Genomic DNA, 14,823 nt, shown 5'->3' with positions numbered 1-14,823 from the left:
CTGCCCCTCAAACAAACTAGTTAGCCTGCTTCCTTTTCCCCCATGCCCTTGCCATCATGCTGTCACCGCCCGCCCGCGAACGAGTGACCATGCCTGCCGCCGCCCCCACGTCCCTGTCGATCACCCTGCAGATCGTCTCCATCGTCTTCTACACCTTCATCGCCTTTATCTGCATCGGGCTGCCGATCGCGGTCATCCCCGGCTATGTGCATGAGCAACTGGGTTTCAGCGCAGTGGTGGCCGGGCTGACCATCGGTTCGCAATACCTGGCCACCCTGCTCAGCCGCCCCATGGCCGGACGAATGTCGGACAACGTCGGCACCAAACGCGCAATTGTGCTGGGCCTGTCGGGCATCCTGGCCAGCGGCGTGCTGACGTTCTTCGCGACGTTGGTCGAGAGCCTGCCCGGCTTGAGCCTGGGCATTCTGATCGTCGCCCGCTTGCTGCTCGGCGTCGCCCAGGGCCTGATCGGCGTGGGCACTATCAGTTGGTGCATGGGCGCGGTCGGCGTCGAACACACAGCGCGCTCGATTTCCTGGAATGGCATCGCGTCCTACGGCGCCATCGCGATTGGCGCGCCGCTGGGCGTCGTCATGGTCGCGGACTACGGCTATACCAGCCTCGGGATTGCCTTGTCAGTGTTGGCGGCAGTGGGCCTGGTGCTGATCCGTAACAAACCGTCGGTGCCGGTGGTGCGTGGCGAGCGGCTGCCATTCTGGGCGGTGTTCGGCCGCATTGCTCCGTTTGGCGCCAGCCTTTGCCTGGCCTCGATCGGCTACGGCACGCTGACCACCTTTATCACCCTGTATTACCTCAATCGCGGCTGGGCCGGCGCGGCGTACTGCCTCACGGTGTTTGGCGTGTGCTTTATCCTCTCGCGCCTGGTGTTTATCTCGGCCATCGGCCGCTTTGGTGGGTTCACGGCGGCGATTGCCTGCATGACCATCGAGACGATGGGCCTGACACTGCTGTGGCTGGCACCCTCCACAGGGGTCGCCCTGATCGGTGCCGGCCTGACCGGTTTCGGCTTGTCGCTGGTGTACCCGGCGCTGGGCGTGGAAGCCATCAAACAGGTGCCCAACAGCAGCCGTGGCGCCGGGTTGAGTGCCTATGCGGTGTTTTTTGATCTGGCCCTGGCGATCGCCGGGCCGTTGATGGGCGCCGTGGCGCTGAACCTCGGCTATGGGTGGATCTTCTTTTTCGCGGCGCTACTGTCCGTTACAGCGCTGGGCCTGACCGTACTGCTCAAGCGCCGTGCTTACTGATCGGCGGTCTGCAGACCGGCGCGAGTCGATTGGCCGAGGGTGTGGACGAAGAAGCGCCCGGCCTCTGAAATAAGGTCGCGGTGGATGCCTTCGCGGTCTACGCCGTCGGCATCCGTACAGATGGCCGGCATTGTCGCCAACTGATCGCTGTCACACGGCGCCATGAACACGAAGTGCCCTGCCCCGGCCAACAGTTTGAAATCCGGCGGCTCCGGCAGTTTGCGCGCCAGCGCGGCGGCGTTTTTGTCCACCGCCACCAGCTTGTCGCCATCGCCACTGTAGAGCAGCACCGGCACATGCACGTCGGCCAGGGTATGGCGGCCAAACATCAGGCTCAACGGTGCCATCAGCATCAAGGCGTGAATACGCGGGTCGGCCTGCGGCTGCAAGTCATCGCGGTCGATGACCAACTCGCCTTTGGTTGTGCAGGCGTCACGGTCTTCCGGGCGTTCATGGCAATAACGACGCAGACGGTCAAAATCCGGCTTGGCCCCCGCGAGGATCAAGGCCGTTTCGCCACCGGCGGAATAACCGATAACCCCCACCTGTTCAACGTTGACGAACGGCGACAGCATCGGGTCGCCGAGGGTGGCCGTGATCGCTGCGGAAATCTGGATCGGCCGCCCATACAGGTTGCTCACGGTACCCAGTCGGCTGTGGTCCTTATAGTTGTCGCCGGGGTGCAAAACCGCCACCACTACAAAGCCTTTGCGCGCCAGCGAGGTCGCCAGGTCATGCAGCGCCAGCGGTGTGCCTACGTTGCCGTGGGACAACATCAGCATGGGGAAGCGGCCAATGGCGATCTTGGCGTCTTCAGTGGCGGCGACGTGATAAGGCCCCAACTGCGTGCTGTGGTCATCGTCGGTAGAGGGATAGAACGCGATGGCATTCATCGGCTGCTGATCCAGCGGGTCGAGAAAGGTCATGCGGTGCAGTCCCACACTCCAATGCGGGTGCGGCGCTGGCGCGGCGTGCACTGAAATCAGGCCACCGAGCAGGGAAAGAACCAAAACAGCACAAAGACGCATCATGTGGATGTCCACCTTTGCTGCGCGACCACACCTGACACCCGCCGCATATCGATTTGAAAAGTCCATGGTTCAAGGCACTCACACCGGGTGATAAACCCATGCGTGCATAACCTGGGCCAAAGTAATGACAACGGGTAAACGAAAAAACTCCGTACTCCGATCGCTGTGGGCGATCAGAGTACAGAGTTTAGGCGCCTGAGCTCGGATTGGAACCGAGCGAAGGCAGAATTTACACAAGCCTTACGCGGCGGCGAACAATTGTTCGTTGATGACTGCGTTAGCGTCGCTCAGCGCTTTGCTGCGCACTTCCCCACCGTAGGCCAGGCCTTGGGCGCGGACAAACTCGATGTCAGTGATGCCGAGGAAGCCAAACACCAGCTTCAAGTAGTCTTCGTGGCCGACATTGCTCGCCTGGCCGGCGTGCAGGCCGCCCGCAGTGGACACAATGATGAGTTTTTTGCCAGCGCACAGGCCTTCGGGGCCGGCTTCGGTGTAACGGAACGTCTGGCCGGCGACCGCGATGCGGTCGATCCAGGCCTTGAGCTGCGAAGGCACCGAGAAGTTGTACATCGGCGCGCCAATCACCACGGCGTCGGCAGCGATGAATTCAGCCAGCGACGAAGCGCTCAGTTCGGCTTCGTGCTTTTGTACCGCATCACGCAACTCGGCAGCGGTGCCCAGCGCGCCGAGGGTCACGCCGGAAAAGTGGCTGATGCCTTCGCTTGCCAGGTCGCGGTAAGTCACTTCCACACCCGGTTCAGCCGCTTGCCAGGCCTTGACCACACCAGCGCTGAGCTGACGGGAAGCCGAGTTGTCGCCGAGGATGCTGGAATCGATATGCAACAGTTTCATGTGGGATCTCCGAGTGAGGATCGCGACGAGGCGACCGAGTGAGGTTGATGCTACACATGAACCGAATGTTCGATTAGAGGGCTGAAACGCGATTATTTGTCCTGTCAGCAGGACAATCCAACTTCAGCCAACACCCAGCCCCACAGCGTTGTTGCGCAAACCTCTGCGACGCTGGATTTAACGCGCACTTCACTTCATTCTCGCCGCAGAGTCGACAGCCACCAGGCACGCTATGCACCCACACTCCCCCACCCTGACCAAAGGGCTGAGCCTGCTTCTCGCCATCTGCTGCGGGTTTTCGGTCGCCACGATTTACTACAACCAGGCCATGCTGCCGCTGATTGCCAACACCTTCGAGGTGTCCACCGCGCATGTCGGGCAGATCGCCATGCTCACGCAAATCGGTTACGCCTGCGGCCTGCTGCTGTTTGTGCCACTGGGCGACCGGATCAGCCGGCGCACCTTGATCCTGGCCGTGCTGTGCATCAACTTCATCAGCCTGTTGGCCTCGGCCACAGCGCCGTCTTATAGCTGGCTGCTGATCGCGAGCTTGCTGTTGGGGCTGTCGGGCATCAGCGCGCAAGTGATCATTCCCGCCGCCTCGGACCTGAGCGCGCCCGAGCAGAAAGGCGCGGTGTTGGGCCTGATGGTCAGCGGTCTGTCTGCGGGTGGTTTGCTGGCCAGGACCGTCAGCGGTGTGGTCAGCGGCTGGCTGGGCTGGCGCGGCATGTTCGCGATGGCGGCGGCGTTGGATGTGGTGCTGTTCCTGGCGATCCTGACGCGCATGCCCGTGTCGATGTCCACCAGCAAACTTGCGTACGGCGCGCTGCTCAAATCGCTGTGGGGTCTGGCCAGGCAACACCCGACCCTGCGCCAATCGGCGCTCAAGGGCGCGCTGGTATTTGGCGCCTTGAATGTGTTTTGGGGCTCTATGGCCGCGCTGCTGGCGTTGCCGCCGTATGGATTTTCCAGCGCGCAGGCCGGGCTGCTGGGCCTGTCAGCCATCGTCGGCATTCTCTGCGCCTCGACCATCGGCCAACATACCCGCAGCCATGGCCGTCTGCTGGAGCGCGTCGGCATCACCATCGTGCTCGTGGCGTTTATCCTGATTTACACCTTGGGTCCCCAAGGTTGGTGGTGGCCGATCCTGATCGCGGCGACCTTTCTTGACCTGGGGAACCGCACCAACCAACTGGCCAACCAGACCCGCGTATTGGCGCTGGAGCCGTCAGCCACCAGCCGCCTCAACACGGTATTCATGGTGGTCTATTTTATCGGCGGCGCCTTGGGCTCCGCGGCCGGTGCGCTCGCCTCGCAGCTCTACGGCTGGCAGGGCCAGGCACTCACCGGTGCGGCGTTTGCCGGGCTCGCCCTGTTGCTCACGGTGTTCAGGCCACGTACATAACCCTGTGGCGACGGCCCTCGTGTGGCCGGCTTGCCGCCGCTGTCACAGCCAGCGTCCACAAGGCGCTGGCTTTTTTGTAGTGGATTTGCCCTCGTCAGACGCGGATAGTTCGTCCCACTGACAGGACAACGGGTTGACCATGCAAGACCTCAATGACCTCTACTATTTTGCCAAAGTCGTCGAAGCCGGCGGCTTTGCGGCGGCCGGGCGGCTGCTCGGGATTCCCAAGTCACGGTTGTCGCGACGCATTGCCGAGCTGGAAGAACGCCTCGGTGCACGCCTGTTGCAGCGCACCACCCGCCAATTGACCCTTACCGCCGTCGGTGAGCGCTACCTGCGCCATTGCCAGGCCATGTTGCTCGAAGCGGAAATGGCCGACGAAGCCGTGGCCAGCATGTCCAGCGAACCGCGCGGGCGCTTGCGGGTCAGTTGCCCGGTGGGCATGGCCCAGCACATGCTGCCGGACATGGTCGCCGGCTTTCTGGCTGCGCACCCGCTTGTGCAACTGGAAATGACCCTGGTCAACCGCCGTGTCGACCTGGTGGCCGAGGGCATCGACGTGGCCCTGCGCGTGCGCGAATTGGGCGATGAAGACCCACTGCTGGTGACCAAGCGCTTGCGCCAGGCCCAGACGATCCTCGTCGCCAGCCCTGAGTTCATGCAGGGGCGGCAAATCGACAGCCTCGACGACCTCAAGCAACTGCCGGTGCTCGGTGCCCTGGAAGCCGACCGCCTGGTGCACCTGCGCCTGATCGACCCGCAAGGCAACACCGAAGACCTGGCATTGGAAGCCCGCCTGGGCATCGACGATTTCATCGTGCGCAAAGCCTGCGCCATGAAGGGCCTGGGCTTTACCGTGCTGCCGATGATGTATTGCGAAGAGGAATTGGCCAGCGGCCAGTTGGTGCAGCTGTTGCCGCAGTGGTCGTCACCCGGCGGCTGGCTGCAGGCGGTCTACCCGCACCGGCGTGGCGTCCTGCCGGCCATCCGTGCCTGGATCGACTACCTGGAAGAAGCCTTCAAGGGTTGCGGAGACCGCTTGCTATGAAAATGACCGAACAACAAGTCGCCACCTTCTGCCTGAGCCTGCCCGGCGCGCGCGAAGACTACAAATGGGGCGGCGTGCGGGTGTTTTCCATCGCCGGCAACAAGATGTTTGCCGTGCAGAACCTGCGCGGCGATTCGTTGGCGTTCAAGGTCGACAAAGACCTGTTCCTCGGCCATGTGGACCGCCCCGGCATCCACCCGGCGCCCTACCTGGCACGGGCGCAGTGGATCATCATGAACACGCCCTACCCGCTCAACGCCGAGGAACTGCGTGGCCTGTTGCAACGCTCGCACCAGTTAGTCGTCAGCAAGCTGCCCAAGCGCACCCAGGTGGGACTCAAGCTTGCGTGACACCTCAACGCGTGAACGGCAGCGCGCGCTCAATGGCCGCTGCTGCCGCCAACGCGACATGCTCGTGCCAAGGTCGCGCGACAATCTGCACGCCAACCGGCAAACCCGCGCTATCCGTTCCGGCCCGGACCACCACACAAGGCCAACCCGCCAAGCTATAGGGCAGCGTGTGACTGAACAGCCCTGGCCGCGTCTCTCCCAGTTGGGTCGCCGGCGCGGCATCGACAGGGCACAGGATAATGTCGTAGTCGGCCATGAACCCCAGCATGGCTGTACGGAACTGATCCCAATCTGAAAACAGCTGGATCGACTGCGCGCCGGAGCCTTGACTCATTGCCCAATAGCGTTCGGTAATCTCACGGGCATTGCTCAACGCCGAGGGGAAGGCCGAGCGGATCAAGGCGCCCTCAGCGTCCAATAGATCGGCGACCGCCTGCAATGTGGTGTGCGTGAGCGCGTCAACGGGCTCGATGCCACCATCGCTGTACCAGGCGACTCGCAACCCCTTCAGCGTTTGAGTTTGCATACCGCGCAGCGGCATCGGAATCACCCCGGCATCGACCCCATCCTCACCGGCAATGACCTGTAGCGCCAAGGCCAGGTCTTCGACATGCCGGGCCATCGGGCCGATCTGACTGCGATAGTCACTCAACCCGCCCAGGTGATCGAAAACACCGGTGTTAGGCACGCGGCCGCTGGTGGGTTTTAACGTGCAGACACCACAAAAATGCGCGGGGACGCGCAAGCTGCCACCGGAGTCGCTGCCCAGCCCCAACGGTGAAAGCCCAGCGGCAATCGCCGCCGCTTCGCCACCGCTGCTGCCACCGGGGCTATAGGCAAGCGCGTGCGGGTTGCGCGTGGCGCCGTAGACCGGATTGTCGGTGACGCCGCCACCGCCACCTGGCGGGCAGTTGCTTTTGCCAAGCAAAATGGCGCCGGCTGCTTTCATGCGCGTCACGACGGTGGCGTCCTGTTCCGGCCGGTAATGAGCCCGCTCCGGCAAACCTACCGCCGACACGACGCCACGCGTGTCGAAAACATCTTTGACCGTAAAAGGAACGCCGTGTAACGCGCCCCAGTATTCACCGTTGGCGACTGCACGATCGGCCGCCCATGCGCCCGCCAGCGCCGCCTCGGCACACACTTGAACCAAGGCATTAATCGACGGGTTGAGCGCCTCGATACGTGCGAGGTAGGCGCAGACAATAGCGGTAGATGAGAGCTTGCGCTGTTGAATCAACGCGCCAAGCTCGGTAGCCGAATGGCGTAGCAATGAATCGGATAAAGACATCCGTGTGCCCCCTATGCGCTCGGTGCTTTGAGCAAAAAGCCGGTGTTTCGCTGATGCATATCGTCGATTGCGTGAGGCGCTTGTCGCAGGCTGGCAGAGTACATCCCAAGCGCCTCCCCCCCTACAAAAGCGCCAGCAGCGTGCCGCCCAGGAACAGTTGATCGAGCCAGAACACCTCGTGCAGCAACACGATCACCCAGAACAGCACCTGGTAAGACACTTTGCGCGTCTTGTGGCGAAACACTTGTTGGGCAATCAGCGCCCCTGGCCATCCGCCCGCGAGCTCCACGGCGTGCAGGATATTTTCGCGAACGCGCGGGCCCTCCGATTGCGCCTTGCGCTTGTCACCCCAGTACAGAAAAAACGCCACCACACTGACGACGCCGTAGGCCGCCAGCGGAATCACCGACTCACCGCGATACCACACCAGCGTCGCGCCGATCAGCGGCGCGGCGCACAACACTACAAAGAGCAACGCCTTCAGGCGCGGGTACTGAATGGTCATGGCTTGACCGCCGTCCAGTCGATCCAGCCAAACTGCCAGGTCGCCAGGATCACCAGGCCGAACGCGATTCGATACCAGGCAAAGGCTGCATAGCTGTGGTTGGCAATGAACTTGAGCAAGGCCTTGACCGCAATCATCGCGAAGATGAACGACGTGACAAAACCAATCGCAAACACCGGCACATCATCGGGCTGGAACAGATGACGGTACTTGTAGCCCGAGTACACCGCCGCACCGACCATGGTTGGCATGGCCAGGAAGAACGAAAATTCGGTCGCGGTTTTGCGTGACAGGCCGAACAACAGGCCGCCAATGATGGTGGCGCCGGAACGCGAGGTCCCCGGAATCATCGCCAGGCATTGAGCAACACCGACTTTGAGTGCGTCTTTCCAGGTGATTTCGTCCACCGTTTCAGCGTGCACCGCATGTTGGCGGCGCTCGGCCCACAACATGATCACGCCACCCACCACCAGGGCGGTGGCCACGGTGATCGGGTTGAACAGGTAATGCTTGATCAGGTCGGCAAAAATCACCCCAAGCACCACCGCCGGCAGCACTGCGATGATCAGGTTGACGGTGAAGCGCTGGGCATTGCGTTGGGTCGGCAAGCCGATCACCACGTCGAGGATCTTGCGCCGAAACTCCCACACCACCGCCAGGATCGCGCCCAACTGAATGATGATGTTGAACGCTTCAAAGCGTTCGCCGCCGAAGCCAATCAAGTCGGCGACGATGATCTGGTGCCCGGTGCTGGAAATCGGCAGGAACTCCGTCAGCCCCTCCACAACGCCAAGAATCAATGCCTGTATGGCGGTCCAAAAGTCCATGTTTCCCCCAAAGGCCATGCGCGACGGCATGCCTTGTCTGTCTTTTTAATAGTTCACTGACGACGAGCACACTTAAGGCCCGGTGTGGATTTTCAACATCGGGCCGCAAAAATTTCGTGAAAAATCAGGGAGTACTCAGGTTTTTCGATTACAGGCCGAAAGCCTATCAGACAAGCCGTAAATGTCGATGCAGCGCCCACTATTATAAAAAGCACGGAGTGACAGGACGATGAACAGTTTGCGCAGCATGTCGATCAGCCGCCGTCTCTGGCTGATCCTGATAGTCGCCGTGTTGATGCTGCTGACCCTTGGGTTGTTGATGCTCAAGCAGATCCATGGTGACCTCTACCAAGCCAAAAGCCAGCAGACACAACACGTGGTGCAAACCGCCAGCGGCGTGTTGGCTTATTACCAGAACCTCGAGAAAACCGGCGTAATGACCCGCGAGGCGGCGCAAAAACAGGCCCTCAGCGCGGTACGCGGCCTGCGCTACGACCACGACGATTATTTCTGGATCAACGACCTGACGCCCGTGATGATCATGCACGCGGCCAACCCCAAGCTGGATGGCCAAAACCTCTCGGCGATCCGCGACCCGGACGGTTTTGCCATATTCAACGAATTCGTGAGCCTGGCCAAAGCCAAGGGCGCCGGCATCGTTAACTACCGCTGGCCGAAACCGGGCGCCGAAGCGCCGGTGGAAAAGACCTCCTATATCCAGCTGTTCGAACCCTGGGGCTGGATTATCGGCTCCGGCGTGTACGTGGATGATGTACAGGCCGAATTCAAAGTCCAGGTGTGGAAAACCTCGCTGATCGGCCTGGTCATTGCGCTGATCATGACGGCGCTGGTCACGTTGATCGCCCGCAGCATCGTGCGGCCGTTACAGGCGGCGGTGGACGCAATGGCCAACATCGCCAGTGGTGAAAGCGACCTGACCCGCAGCCTCGACACCCATGGGCGTGATGAAGTCACCCAGCTGTCGCAGCACTTCAACAGCTTTACGGCCAAGTTGCGCCAGGTGGTCAGCCACTTGCAGGTGTGCGCCAACGCCTTGGGCCAGTCCTCCACGGAGCTGGGCACCAACGCCCAGCAGGCCCATGACCGCAGCCAGCAACAGTCGCAGCAGATGGAGCTGGTGGCGACGGCAATCAACGAAGTGACCTATGGCGTGCAGGACGTGGCGAAAAACGCCGAGCACGCCGCCAGCGAAATGCGCGATGCCCAGGCCCAGGCGCAGCAGGGCCAGGTGAACATCGACAGCAGCATGCAGCAGATCGACCAGCTCTCCGGCACCATCAGCCAGGCCGTCGAGGTGATCCGCACGCTGTCCAGTGAAAGCACACAGATCGGCGGCGTGCTCGAAGTGATTCGCTCCATCGCCGACCAGACCAATCTGTTGGCCCTCAACGCCGCCATCGAAGCCGCACGCGCCGGTGAGCAAGGCCGTGGGTTTGCCGTGGTGGCCGACGAAGTCCGGCTGTTGGCCCAGCGTACGCAAAAATCCACCGCAGAGATCCAGGCGATGATCGAGCGCCTGCAAGGTCATTCGGAGGCGGCCGTCAAGGTGATCAGCGACAGCCATAGCGCCTCGCAACTCACCATCGAGCAAGCCGGCCAGGCCGGTGCCAGCCTTAACGCCATCGGCCAGGCGTTACATAACCTCAATGGCTTGAATGCCTCGATTGCCAGCGCAACCTTGCAACAGGCGCATGTGGTGGAAGACATCAACCAGAACGTCACCCAGGCCGCCGGCTTGTCGCACAGCACAGCGCTGGCGGCGGAGCAATCCAGCGTGGCGAGCGCACATCTGCGCGAATTGAGTGAACAGCTCAATGGGCTGCTGCGCCAGTTCAAGGTCTAGCACCGTTCAGCCTGTGGGAGGCGGCTTGCGCCCTCCCACATTGGTCCTTCGGCATTTTGAAGTTACAATCGCCGCCCTCTCCCACGTCCCCAAGGAACCGCCATGTCCGGGCTTGAACTGTTCGCCGCCGCCCTGGGGGTGATCGCTGTCTGGTTGACGGTCAAACAGAACCCGTGGTGCTGGCCCATCGGCCTGGTGATGGTGCTGCTTTACACCTGGGTGTTCTTCGACGTGAAACTCTATTCCGACATGTTGCTGCAGGTGGTCTACGCCGTCCTGCAACTTTACGGCTGGTGGCAATGGACCCGCGCCGGTGAGGTCAAGCAAGGGCGCCAGGTCAGCAGCCTCGATTGGCCTTCGATCATGATCAGCCTGGCCGTTGGCGCAGTCTTCAGCCTGCTGCTCGGCGCCGCCATGGCGCACTGGACCGATGCCGCCCAACCTTGGCTCGACGCCGCCCTCACCGGCTTCAGCCTGGTGGCGCAAATGTGGATGGCGCAAAAGCGTGTGCAATGCTGGCCGCTGTGGATTGCTGTGGATGTGATTTTCGTGGGGCTGTTCCTCTATAAAGGCCTGTACCTGACAGCCGCGCTTTACGCGCTGTTCACCGTGATTGCCGTGCAAGGCTGGCGTGAATGGCGCGCCGACCCGGCGTTGCACGCATGAAAGTCGTGGTACTGGCCGGCCCGGAATCCAGCGGCAAAAGCTGGCTGGCGGCGGAACTGCAGGCACACTTCGGCGGGCTGATGGTCGGTGAATACGTGCGGTATTTCATCGACCACTATCAGCGTGACACCACCCTGGCGGATATTCCTGCGATTGCCCGTGGCCAACTGGCCTGGGAGGACGCCGCGCGCGCCCAGCAACCCCGGCTGCTGATCCTCGACACGCACCTGCTGACCAACACGCTGTGGAGCCAGACCCTGTTCGGCGACTGCCCGGCATGGCTCGACAGCGAATTGCTGGCGCGGCATTACGACCTGCACCTTCTGCTGTCGCCCGAGGATGTGGAATGGACCGCCGACGGCCAGCGTTGTCAGCCGGAACTGGCGGACCGCCGGGCGTTTTTCCAGGGCAGCCTGGACTGGCTGCAACAGCACCGCCAGCCGGTGGTCGTGATTCGTGGGGGTTGGCAGGCGCGCCGCGACAAAGCCTTCGCCGCTGTCGAACAGCTGCTGCAGGAACAAGCGGGCTCGCTCCTGCAGTAATTGACGGCGTTTAGTAGCCCAAGGACAGGCCGGTGTTGCGACGCGGGTCGTTAGCCCCGTAGAAACGGTTGTTGCCGACCGGCTTGCCGCCCAGTGACGGCGCGCCCACCAGGATCGCGGCCAAGTGGTTGGCGTCCTGTGGACCGGCAAACTTGTGGCCCCAGCTTTCCAGGATCTTCTGGGTGTCCGGGCTGACGGCGAAGGCCTCAAGGTTGGTGGTCTCAGGCATCCACTGCTGGTGGAAACGCGGGGCGTCGACGGCCTCCTGGATGTTCATCTTGTAGTCGATGACATTCAGGATCGTCAGCAAGGTCGCCGTGATAATCCGGCTGCCGCCTGGCGTTCCCACCACCATCACCGCCTTGCCGTCTTTGGTGACGATGGTCGGGCTCATCGACGACAACGGCGCCTTGCCCGGAGCGATGGCGTTGGCCTCACCCTGGACCAGGCCGTACATGTTCGGCACGCCGACCTTGACGGTGAAGTCATCCATTTCATCATTGAGGATCACCCCGGTCTTGCTCGCCATGACGCCGGCACCGAACCAGTCGTTCAGGGTGTAGGTCACCGAAACGGCGTTGCCCCACTTGTCGACGATGGAGTAATGCGTGGTGTTGTTGCCTTCGTGGGGCGACACACCCGGCTTGATCGCCTGGGAATCACCGGCTTTCTGCGGCTCGATGGCGGCGCGCAGCTTGGCGGCGTAGTCCTTGTCCAGCAAATGCGCGACCGGGTTCTTCACGAAGTCCGGGTCGCCCAGGTAGCTGTTACGGTCCACGTAGGCGTGGCGCATCGCTTCGATCTGGTAGTGCAGGCCTTGCGCCGAGTGATAGCCGAGGTCGGCCATCGGGTAGCCTTCAAGGATGTTCATGATCTGGCAGATCACCACACCCCCCGAGCTTGGCGGCGGTGCCGAGACCACGTGGTAACCGCGGTAATCGCATTCGATGGGCGCCAGTTCACGGGTCTTGTACGTGTCGAGGTCAGCCTGGGTGATGATGCCTTTGCCGGCCTGGCTGGAGTCCACCAGCGCTTTGGCGACCCAGCCTTTATAGAAACCGTCGGTGCCCTTGGCGGAGATTTCCTTGAGGGTCTTGGCCAGGTCTTTCTGCACCAGCTTCTGGCCGACCTGCATCGGCTGGCCGTTATGCAGGAAGATTGCACGCAGGTCCTGGTCTTTTTCGAACTCGCCGGTGGCAGTGTGCAGCAGGTCGATATCGCCCTGCTCCAGTTCAAAACCGTTTTCCGCCAGCTTGATCGCCGGCGCAATCACCTGGGCGCGCTTGAGGGTGCCGTATTGGCTCAGGGCGGTTTCCATGCCGGACACCGTGCCAGGTACGCCGACCGCCAAATGGCCCTTGGCACTCAGGCCGTCGATGACCTTGCCGTCTTTGTCCAGGTACATGTCGGCCGTCGCCGCCAGCGGGGCTTTTTCGCGGAAGTCGAGGAACGTCTTGCGCCCATCCGCCAATTGCACGGTCATGAACCCGCCGCCGCCCAGGTTGCCCGCTGCCGGGTATACCACGGCCAGGGCATAGCCCACGGCCACGGCCGCATCGACCGCGTTGCCGCCGGCCTTGAGCACATCGACGCCCACATGAGTTGCCAGATGCTGGGCCGTGACCACCATGCCATTTTCACCGGCCACCGGGGCCTGGGAAGCGGCCTGCACACCGCTGACCGTCAACACCAGTGCAGTGGCAATCAGGGTACGGCTGAAGGGTTGGTATTTCATCCATGGCTACTCTAGTTATTAAGACGCACCAAAATAGCCCGACTGGATTCCAATCCCCAGCGCAATGGCGTTTTTATTACAGAACTTGTCGGTCACAGAACGGCCGCAAAAATGCCCATGCTATATTTCGCGCCTTGACTGTCGGTAAGGCGCTTTTTAATGGTGATCAAGAAGACCGGTATTCGCGCCCAACAGGCCGACCAGACCCGTGCGCGCATCCTGCAGGCAGCGGTCCAGGTGTTCACCCGCGACGGTTATTCCGGTGGGCGCGTGGACACTATCTCCAAAGCGGCCGACTCCAACGACCGCATGCTTTATTACTATTTCGGCAGCAAGGAACACCTGTTCATCTGCGTGCTGGAGCACATCTACGAGCAGTTCAATAAAGCCGAAAGCAAACTCAAGCTGGACTTGAATACGCCGGAACAGGCGCTGCGCGACTTGGTGGCGTTTATCTGGAATTACTACGTCAAACACCCCGAATTCGTGGCAATCCTGAGCATCGAAAACCTCCACCACGGCAAACATGCCCAGCAATCCGGCGAAATGCGCCGGCTGTCAGGAGAAGCCGTCGGCGTGCTGCGGCCGATCATAGAAGCCGGCCAGGCCAAGGGCGTATTCCGTCAGGACATCGACCTCAAACACGTGTACTTGATGATCGCTTCGCTGTGCTACTTCTATAACTCCAACCGCCACACCTTAAGCTCCTTCCTCGGTGAAGACCTGTCGGCTAAAGGGCAGCAGCAGGATTGGCTGGGGTTTATCAGCGATTTGGTCGTGCGCGGGGTCACGCCGACCTCGCTGTAGAAATTGGCTCAAACAGTGGGTGCTGGCTTGCCGATAGCCATAGGTCGCTACACATCTTTGCTTACGCGTTGAGTGCTGTGCGTGTCGAGCGGCGCTGGCAGCTGAACACGGTCAACATTGTGGGAGCTTACTTGCTCTCGAATGCGCTGGGTCAGTGACAGATAAGCTGACTGACCCAGCGCATTCGCGAGCAAGCCCGCTCCCACATTTGGAACTGGGTACATCAGGCAGAGGGTCGGCAGCTCTTCAGGCTGTACTGGGTCAATCTGGGAGCTGGTATGGGGTCTGCGGCTGGGTATGCCTGATGTATCGAAGTATCTGCATCGCAGGCAAGCCAGCTCCCACAGAAAAGCAGAGCACTGCGGTGCTGGTAGCTAAACTCGGTCAACATTGTGGGAGCGGGCTTGCTCGCGAAGGCGGCGCATCAGTGACAGATGAGCTGACTGACCCAGCGCATTCGCGAGCAAGCCCGTTCCCACATTTGGAACTGGGTACATCAGGCAGAAGGTGGGCTGCTCTTCAGGCTGTACTGGGTCAATCTGGGAGCGGGTATGGGGTCTGCGGCTGGGTATGCCTGATGTATCGAAGTGTCTGCATCGCAGGCAAGCCAGCTCCCACAGAAAAGCAGAGCACTG

14 protein-coding genes are annotated in these 14,823 nt (G+C 61.6%); 8 read left to right on the top strand and 6 right to left on the bottom strand.

From position 1 onward, the window contains the following. Window positions 1–89 precede the first annotated feature (89 nt). The gene (locus A7D21_RS18965; protein ID WP_053256225.1) at window positions 90–1,265 is read left to right on the top strand and encodes an MFS transporter; all 1,176 of its coding nucleotides are present in this window, start codon (window positions 90–92) and stop codon (window positions 1,263–1,265) included. On the opposite strand, the gene A7D21_RS18960 is transcribed toward A7D21_RS18965, so the two are convergent. Both A7D21_RS18960 and A7D21_RS18955 read right to left on the bottom strand, forming a co-directional pair. Next, on the bottom strand, window positions 1,259–2,296 hold the full coding sequence (locus A7D21_RS18960) for a dienelactone hydrolase (protein ID WP_053256226.1): 1,038 nt from the start codon (window positions 2,294–2,296) through the stop codon (window positions 1,259–1,261). The genes A7D21_RS18965 and A7D21_RS18960 overlap by 7 nt on opposite strands. A 240-nt stretch (window positions 2,297–2,536) precedes the next feature. Next, complete coding sequence (locus tag A7D21_RS18955; RefSeq protein WP_069552356.1) at window positions 2,537–3,148, bottom strand: FMN-dependent NADH-azoreductase; 612 nt, start codon at window positions 3,146–3,148, stop codon at window positions 2,537–2,539. A 232-nt stretch (window positions 3,149–3,380) separates the two neighbouring features. Here A7D21_RS18955 and A7D21_RS18950 point away from each other — a divergent pair, with 232 nt between their 5' ends. The 3 genes from A7D21_RS18950 to A7D21_RS18940 all read left to right on the top strand — a co-directional run bounded on the left by A7D21_RS18950 (window position 3,381) and on the right by A7D21_RS18940 (window position 5,951). Then, window positions 3,381–4,553, top strand: coding sequence for an MFS transporter (locus A7D21_RS18950; RefSeq protein ID WP_069552355.1), 1,173 nt, complete (start codon window positions 3,381–3,383; stop codon window positions 4,551–4,553). 139 nt (window positions 4,554–4,692) lie between these two features. Continuing rightward, window positions 4,693–5,601: a LysR substrate-binding domain-containing protein gene (locus A7D21_RS18945; RefSeq protein WP_069552354.1), complete on the top strand. Its 909-nt coding sequence runs from the start codon at window positions 4,693–4,695 to the stop codon at window positions 5,599–5,601. Continuing rightward, window positions 5,598–5,951, top strand: a complete 354-nt coding sequence (locus A7D21_RS18940) for an MmcQ/YjbR family DNA-binding protein (RefSeq protein ID WP_069552353.1) — start codon at window positions 5,598–5,600, stop codon at window positions 5,949–5,951. The genes A7D21_RS18945 and A7D21_RS18940 overlap by 4 nt, the downstream gene beginning before the upstream one ends. A gap of 4 nt (window positions 5,952–5,955) precedes the next feature. On the opposite strand, the gene A7D21_RS18935 is transcribed toward A7D21_RS18940, so the two are convergent. The 3 genes from A7D21_RS18935 to A7D21_RS18925 all read right to left on the bottom strand — a co-directional run bounded on the left by A7D21_RS18935 (window position 5,956) and on the right by A7D21_RS18925 (window position 8,574). Beyond that, on the bottom strand, window positions 5,956–7,242 hold the full coding sequence (locus A7D21_RS18935) for an amidase (protein ID WP_053256230.1): 1,287 nt from the start codon (window positions 7,240–7,242) through the stop codon (window positions 5,956–5,958). A 121-nt stretch (window positions 7,243–7,363) separates the two neighbouring features. Then, window positions 7,364–7,747: a DUF1294 domain-containing protein gene (locus A7D21_RS18930; RefSeq protein WP_053256231.1), complete on the bottom strand. Its 384-nt coding sequence runs from the start codon at window positions 7,745–7,747 to the stop codon at window positions 7,364–7,366. Then, window positions 7,744–8,574 (bottom strand): undecaprenyl-diphosphate phosphatase, encoded by an 831-nt coding sequence (locus A7D21_RS18925; protein ID WP_053256232.1) that lies wholly within the window; start codon window positions 8,572–8,574, stop codon window positions 7,744–7,746. The genes A7D21_RS18930 and A7D21_RS18925 overlap by 4 nt, the downstream gene beginning before the upstream one ends. Before the next feature lie 229 nt (window positions 8,575–8,803). Between A7D21_RS18925 and A7D21_RS18920 the strand changes: the two genes are divergently transcribed. The 3 genes from A7D21_RS18920 (at window position 8,804) to A7D21_RS18910 (ending at window position 11,646) form a co-directional block, all read left to right on the top strand. Then, complete coding sequence (locus A7D21_RS18920) at window positions 8,804–10,438, top strand: methyl-accepting chemotaxis protein (protein ID WP_053256233.1); 1,635 nt, start codon at window positions 8,804–8,806, stop codon at window positions 10,436–10,438. A gap of 102 nt (window positions 10,439–10,540) precedes the next feature. Continuing rightward, complete coding sequence (gene pnuC / locus A7D21_RS18915; protein ID WP_069552352.1) at window positions 10,541–11,104, top strand: nicotinamide riboside transporter PnuC; 564 nt, start codon at window positions 10,541–10,543, stop codon at window positions 11,102–11,104. After that, window positions 11,101–11,646 (top strand): AAA family ATPase, encoded by a 546-nt coding sequence (locus A7D21_RS18910; protein ID WP_053256235.1) that lies wholly within the window; start codon window positions 11,101–11,103, stop codon window positions 11,644–11,646. The genes pnuC and A7D21_RS18910 overlap by 4 nt, the downstream gene beginning before the upstream one ends. 10 nt (window positions 11,647–11,656) lie before the next feature. Here the strand turns inward: A7D21_RS18910 and ggt are convergent, their stop codons facing one another. Then, window positions 11,657–13,381, bottom strand: a complete 1,725-nt coding sequence (gene ggt, locus A7D21_RS18905) for a gamma-glutamyltransferase (protein WP_053256236.1) — start codon at window positions 13,379–13,381, stop codon at window positions 11,657–11,659. Window positions 13,382–13,540: 159 nt separating this feature from the next. Between ggt and A7D21_RS18900 the strand changes: the two genes are divergently transcribed. Beyond that, window positions 13,541–14,188, top strand: a complete 648-nt coding sequence (locus tag A7D21_RS18900) for a TetR family transcriptional regulator (protein WP_053256237.1) — start codon at window positions 13,541–13,543, stop codon at window positions 14,186–14,188. The last annotated feature ends 635 nt before the right edge of the window (window positions 14,189–14,823 follow it).

The organism is Pseudomonas sp. AP19 (assembly GCF_001728855.1).
Lineage (GTDB): Bacteria > Pseudomonadota > Gammaproteobacteria > Pseudomonadales > Pseudomonadaceae > Aquipseudomonas > Aquipseudomonas fluorescens.
The sequence above is the reverse complement of the archived record's forward strand: the minus strand, read 5'-3'. Positions and strand labels throughout refer to the sequence as shown.

Excerpts from the sequence above, each read along its gene's own strand:
- A7D21_RS18965 (WP_053256225.1), top strand. The coding sequence starts at position 90 with ATGCCTGCCGCCGCCCCCACGTCCCTGTCGATCACCCTGCAGATCGTC.
- A7D21_RS18960 (WP_053256226.1), bottom strand. The coding sequence starts at position 2,296 with ATGATGCGTCTTTGTGCTGTTTTGGTTCTTTCCCTGCTCGGTGGCCTG.
- A7D21_RS18955 (WP_069552356.1), bottom strand. The coding sequence starts at position 3,148 with ATGAAACTGTTGCATATCGATTCCAGCATCCTCGGCGACAACTCGGCT.
- A7D21_RS18950 (WP_069552355.1), top strand. The coding sequence starts at position 3,381 with ATGCACCCACACTCCCCCACCCTGACCAAAGGGCTGAGCCTGCTTCTC.
- A7D21_RS18945 (WP_069552354.1), top strand. The coding sequence starts at position 4,693 with ATGCAAGACCTCAATGACCTCTACTATTTTGCCAAAGTCGTCGAAGCC.
- A7D21_RS18940 (WP_069552353.1), top strand. The coding sequence starts at position 5,598 with ATGAAAATGACCGAACAACAAGTCGCCACCTTCTGCCTGAGCCTGCCC.
- A7D21_RS18935 (WP_053256230.1), bottom strand. The coding sequence starts at position 7,242 with ATGTCTTTATCCGATTCATTGCTACGCCATTCGGCTACCGAGCTTGGC.
- A7D21_RS18930 (WP_053256231.1), bottom strand. The coding sequence starts at position 7,747 with ATGACCATTCAGTACCCGCGCCTGAAGGCGTTGCTCTTTGTAGTGTTG.
- A7D21_RS18925 (WP_053256232.1), bottom strand. The coding sequence starts at position 8,574 with ATGGACTTTTGGACCGCCATACAGGCATTGATTCTTGGCGTTGTGGAG.
- A7D21_RS18920 (WP_053256233.1), top strand. The coding sequence starts at position 8,804 with ATGAACAGTTTGCGCAGCATGTCGATCAGCCGCCGTCTCTGGCTGATC.
- pnuC (WP_069552352.1), top strand. The coding sequence starts at position 10,541 with ATGTCCGGGCTTGAACTGTTCGCCGCCGCCCTGGGGGTGATCGCTGTC.
- A7D21_RS18910 (WP_053256235.1), top strand. The coding sequence starts at position 11,101 with ATGAAAGTCGTGGTACTGGCCGGCCCGGAATCCAGCGGCAAAAGCTGG.
- ggt (WP_053256236.1), bottom strand. The coding sequence starts at position 13,381 with ATGAAATACCAACCCTTCAGCCGTACCCTGATTGCCACTGCACTGGTG.
- A7D21_RS18900 (WP_053256237.1), top strand. The coding sequence starts at position 13,541 with ATGGTGATCAAGAAGACCGGTATTCGCGCCCAACAGGCCGACCAGACC.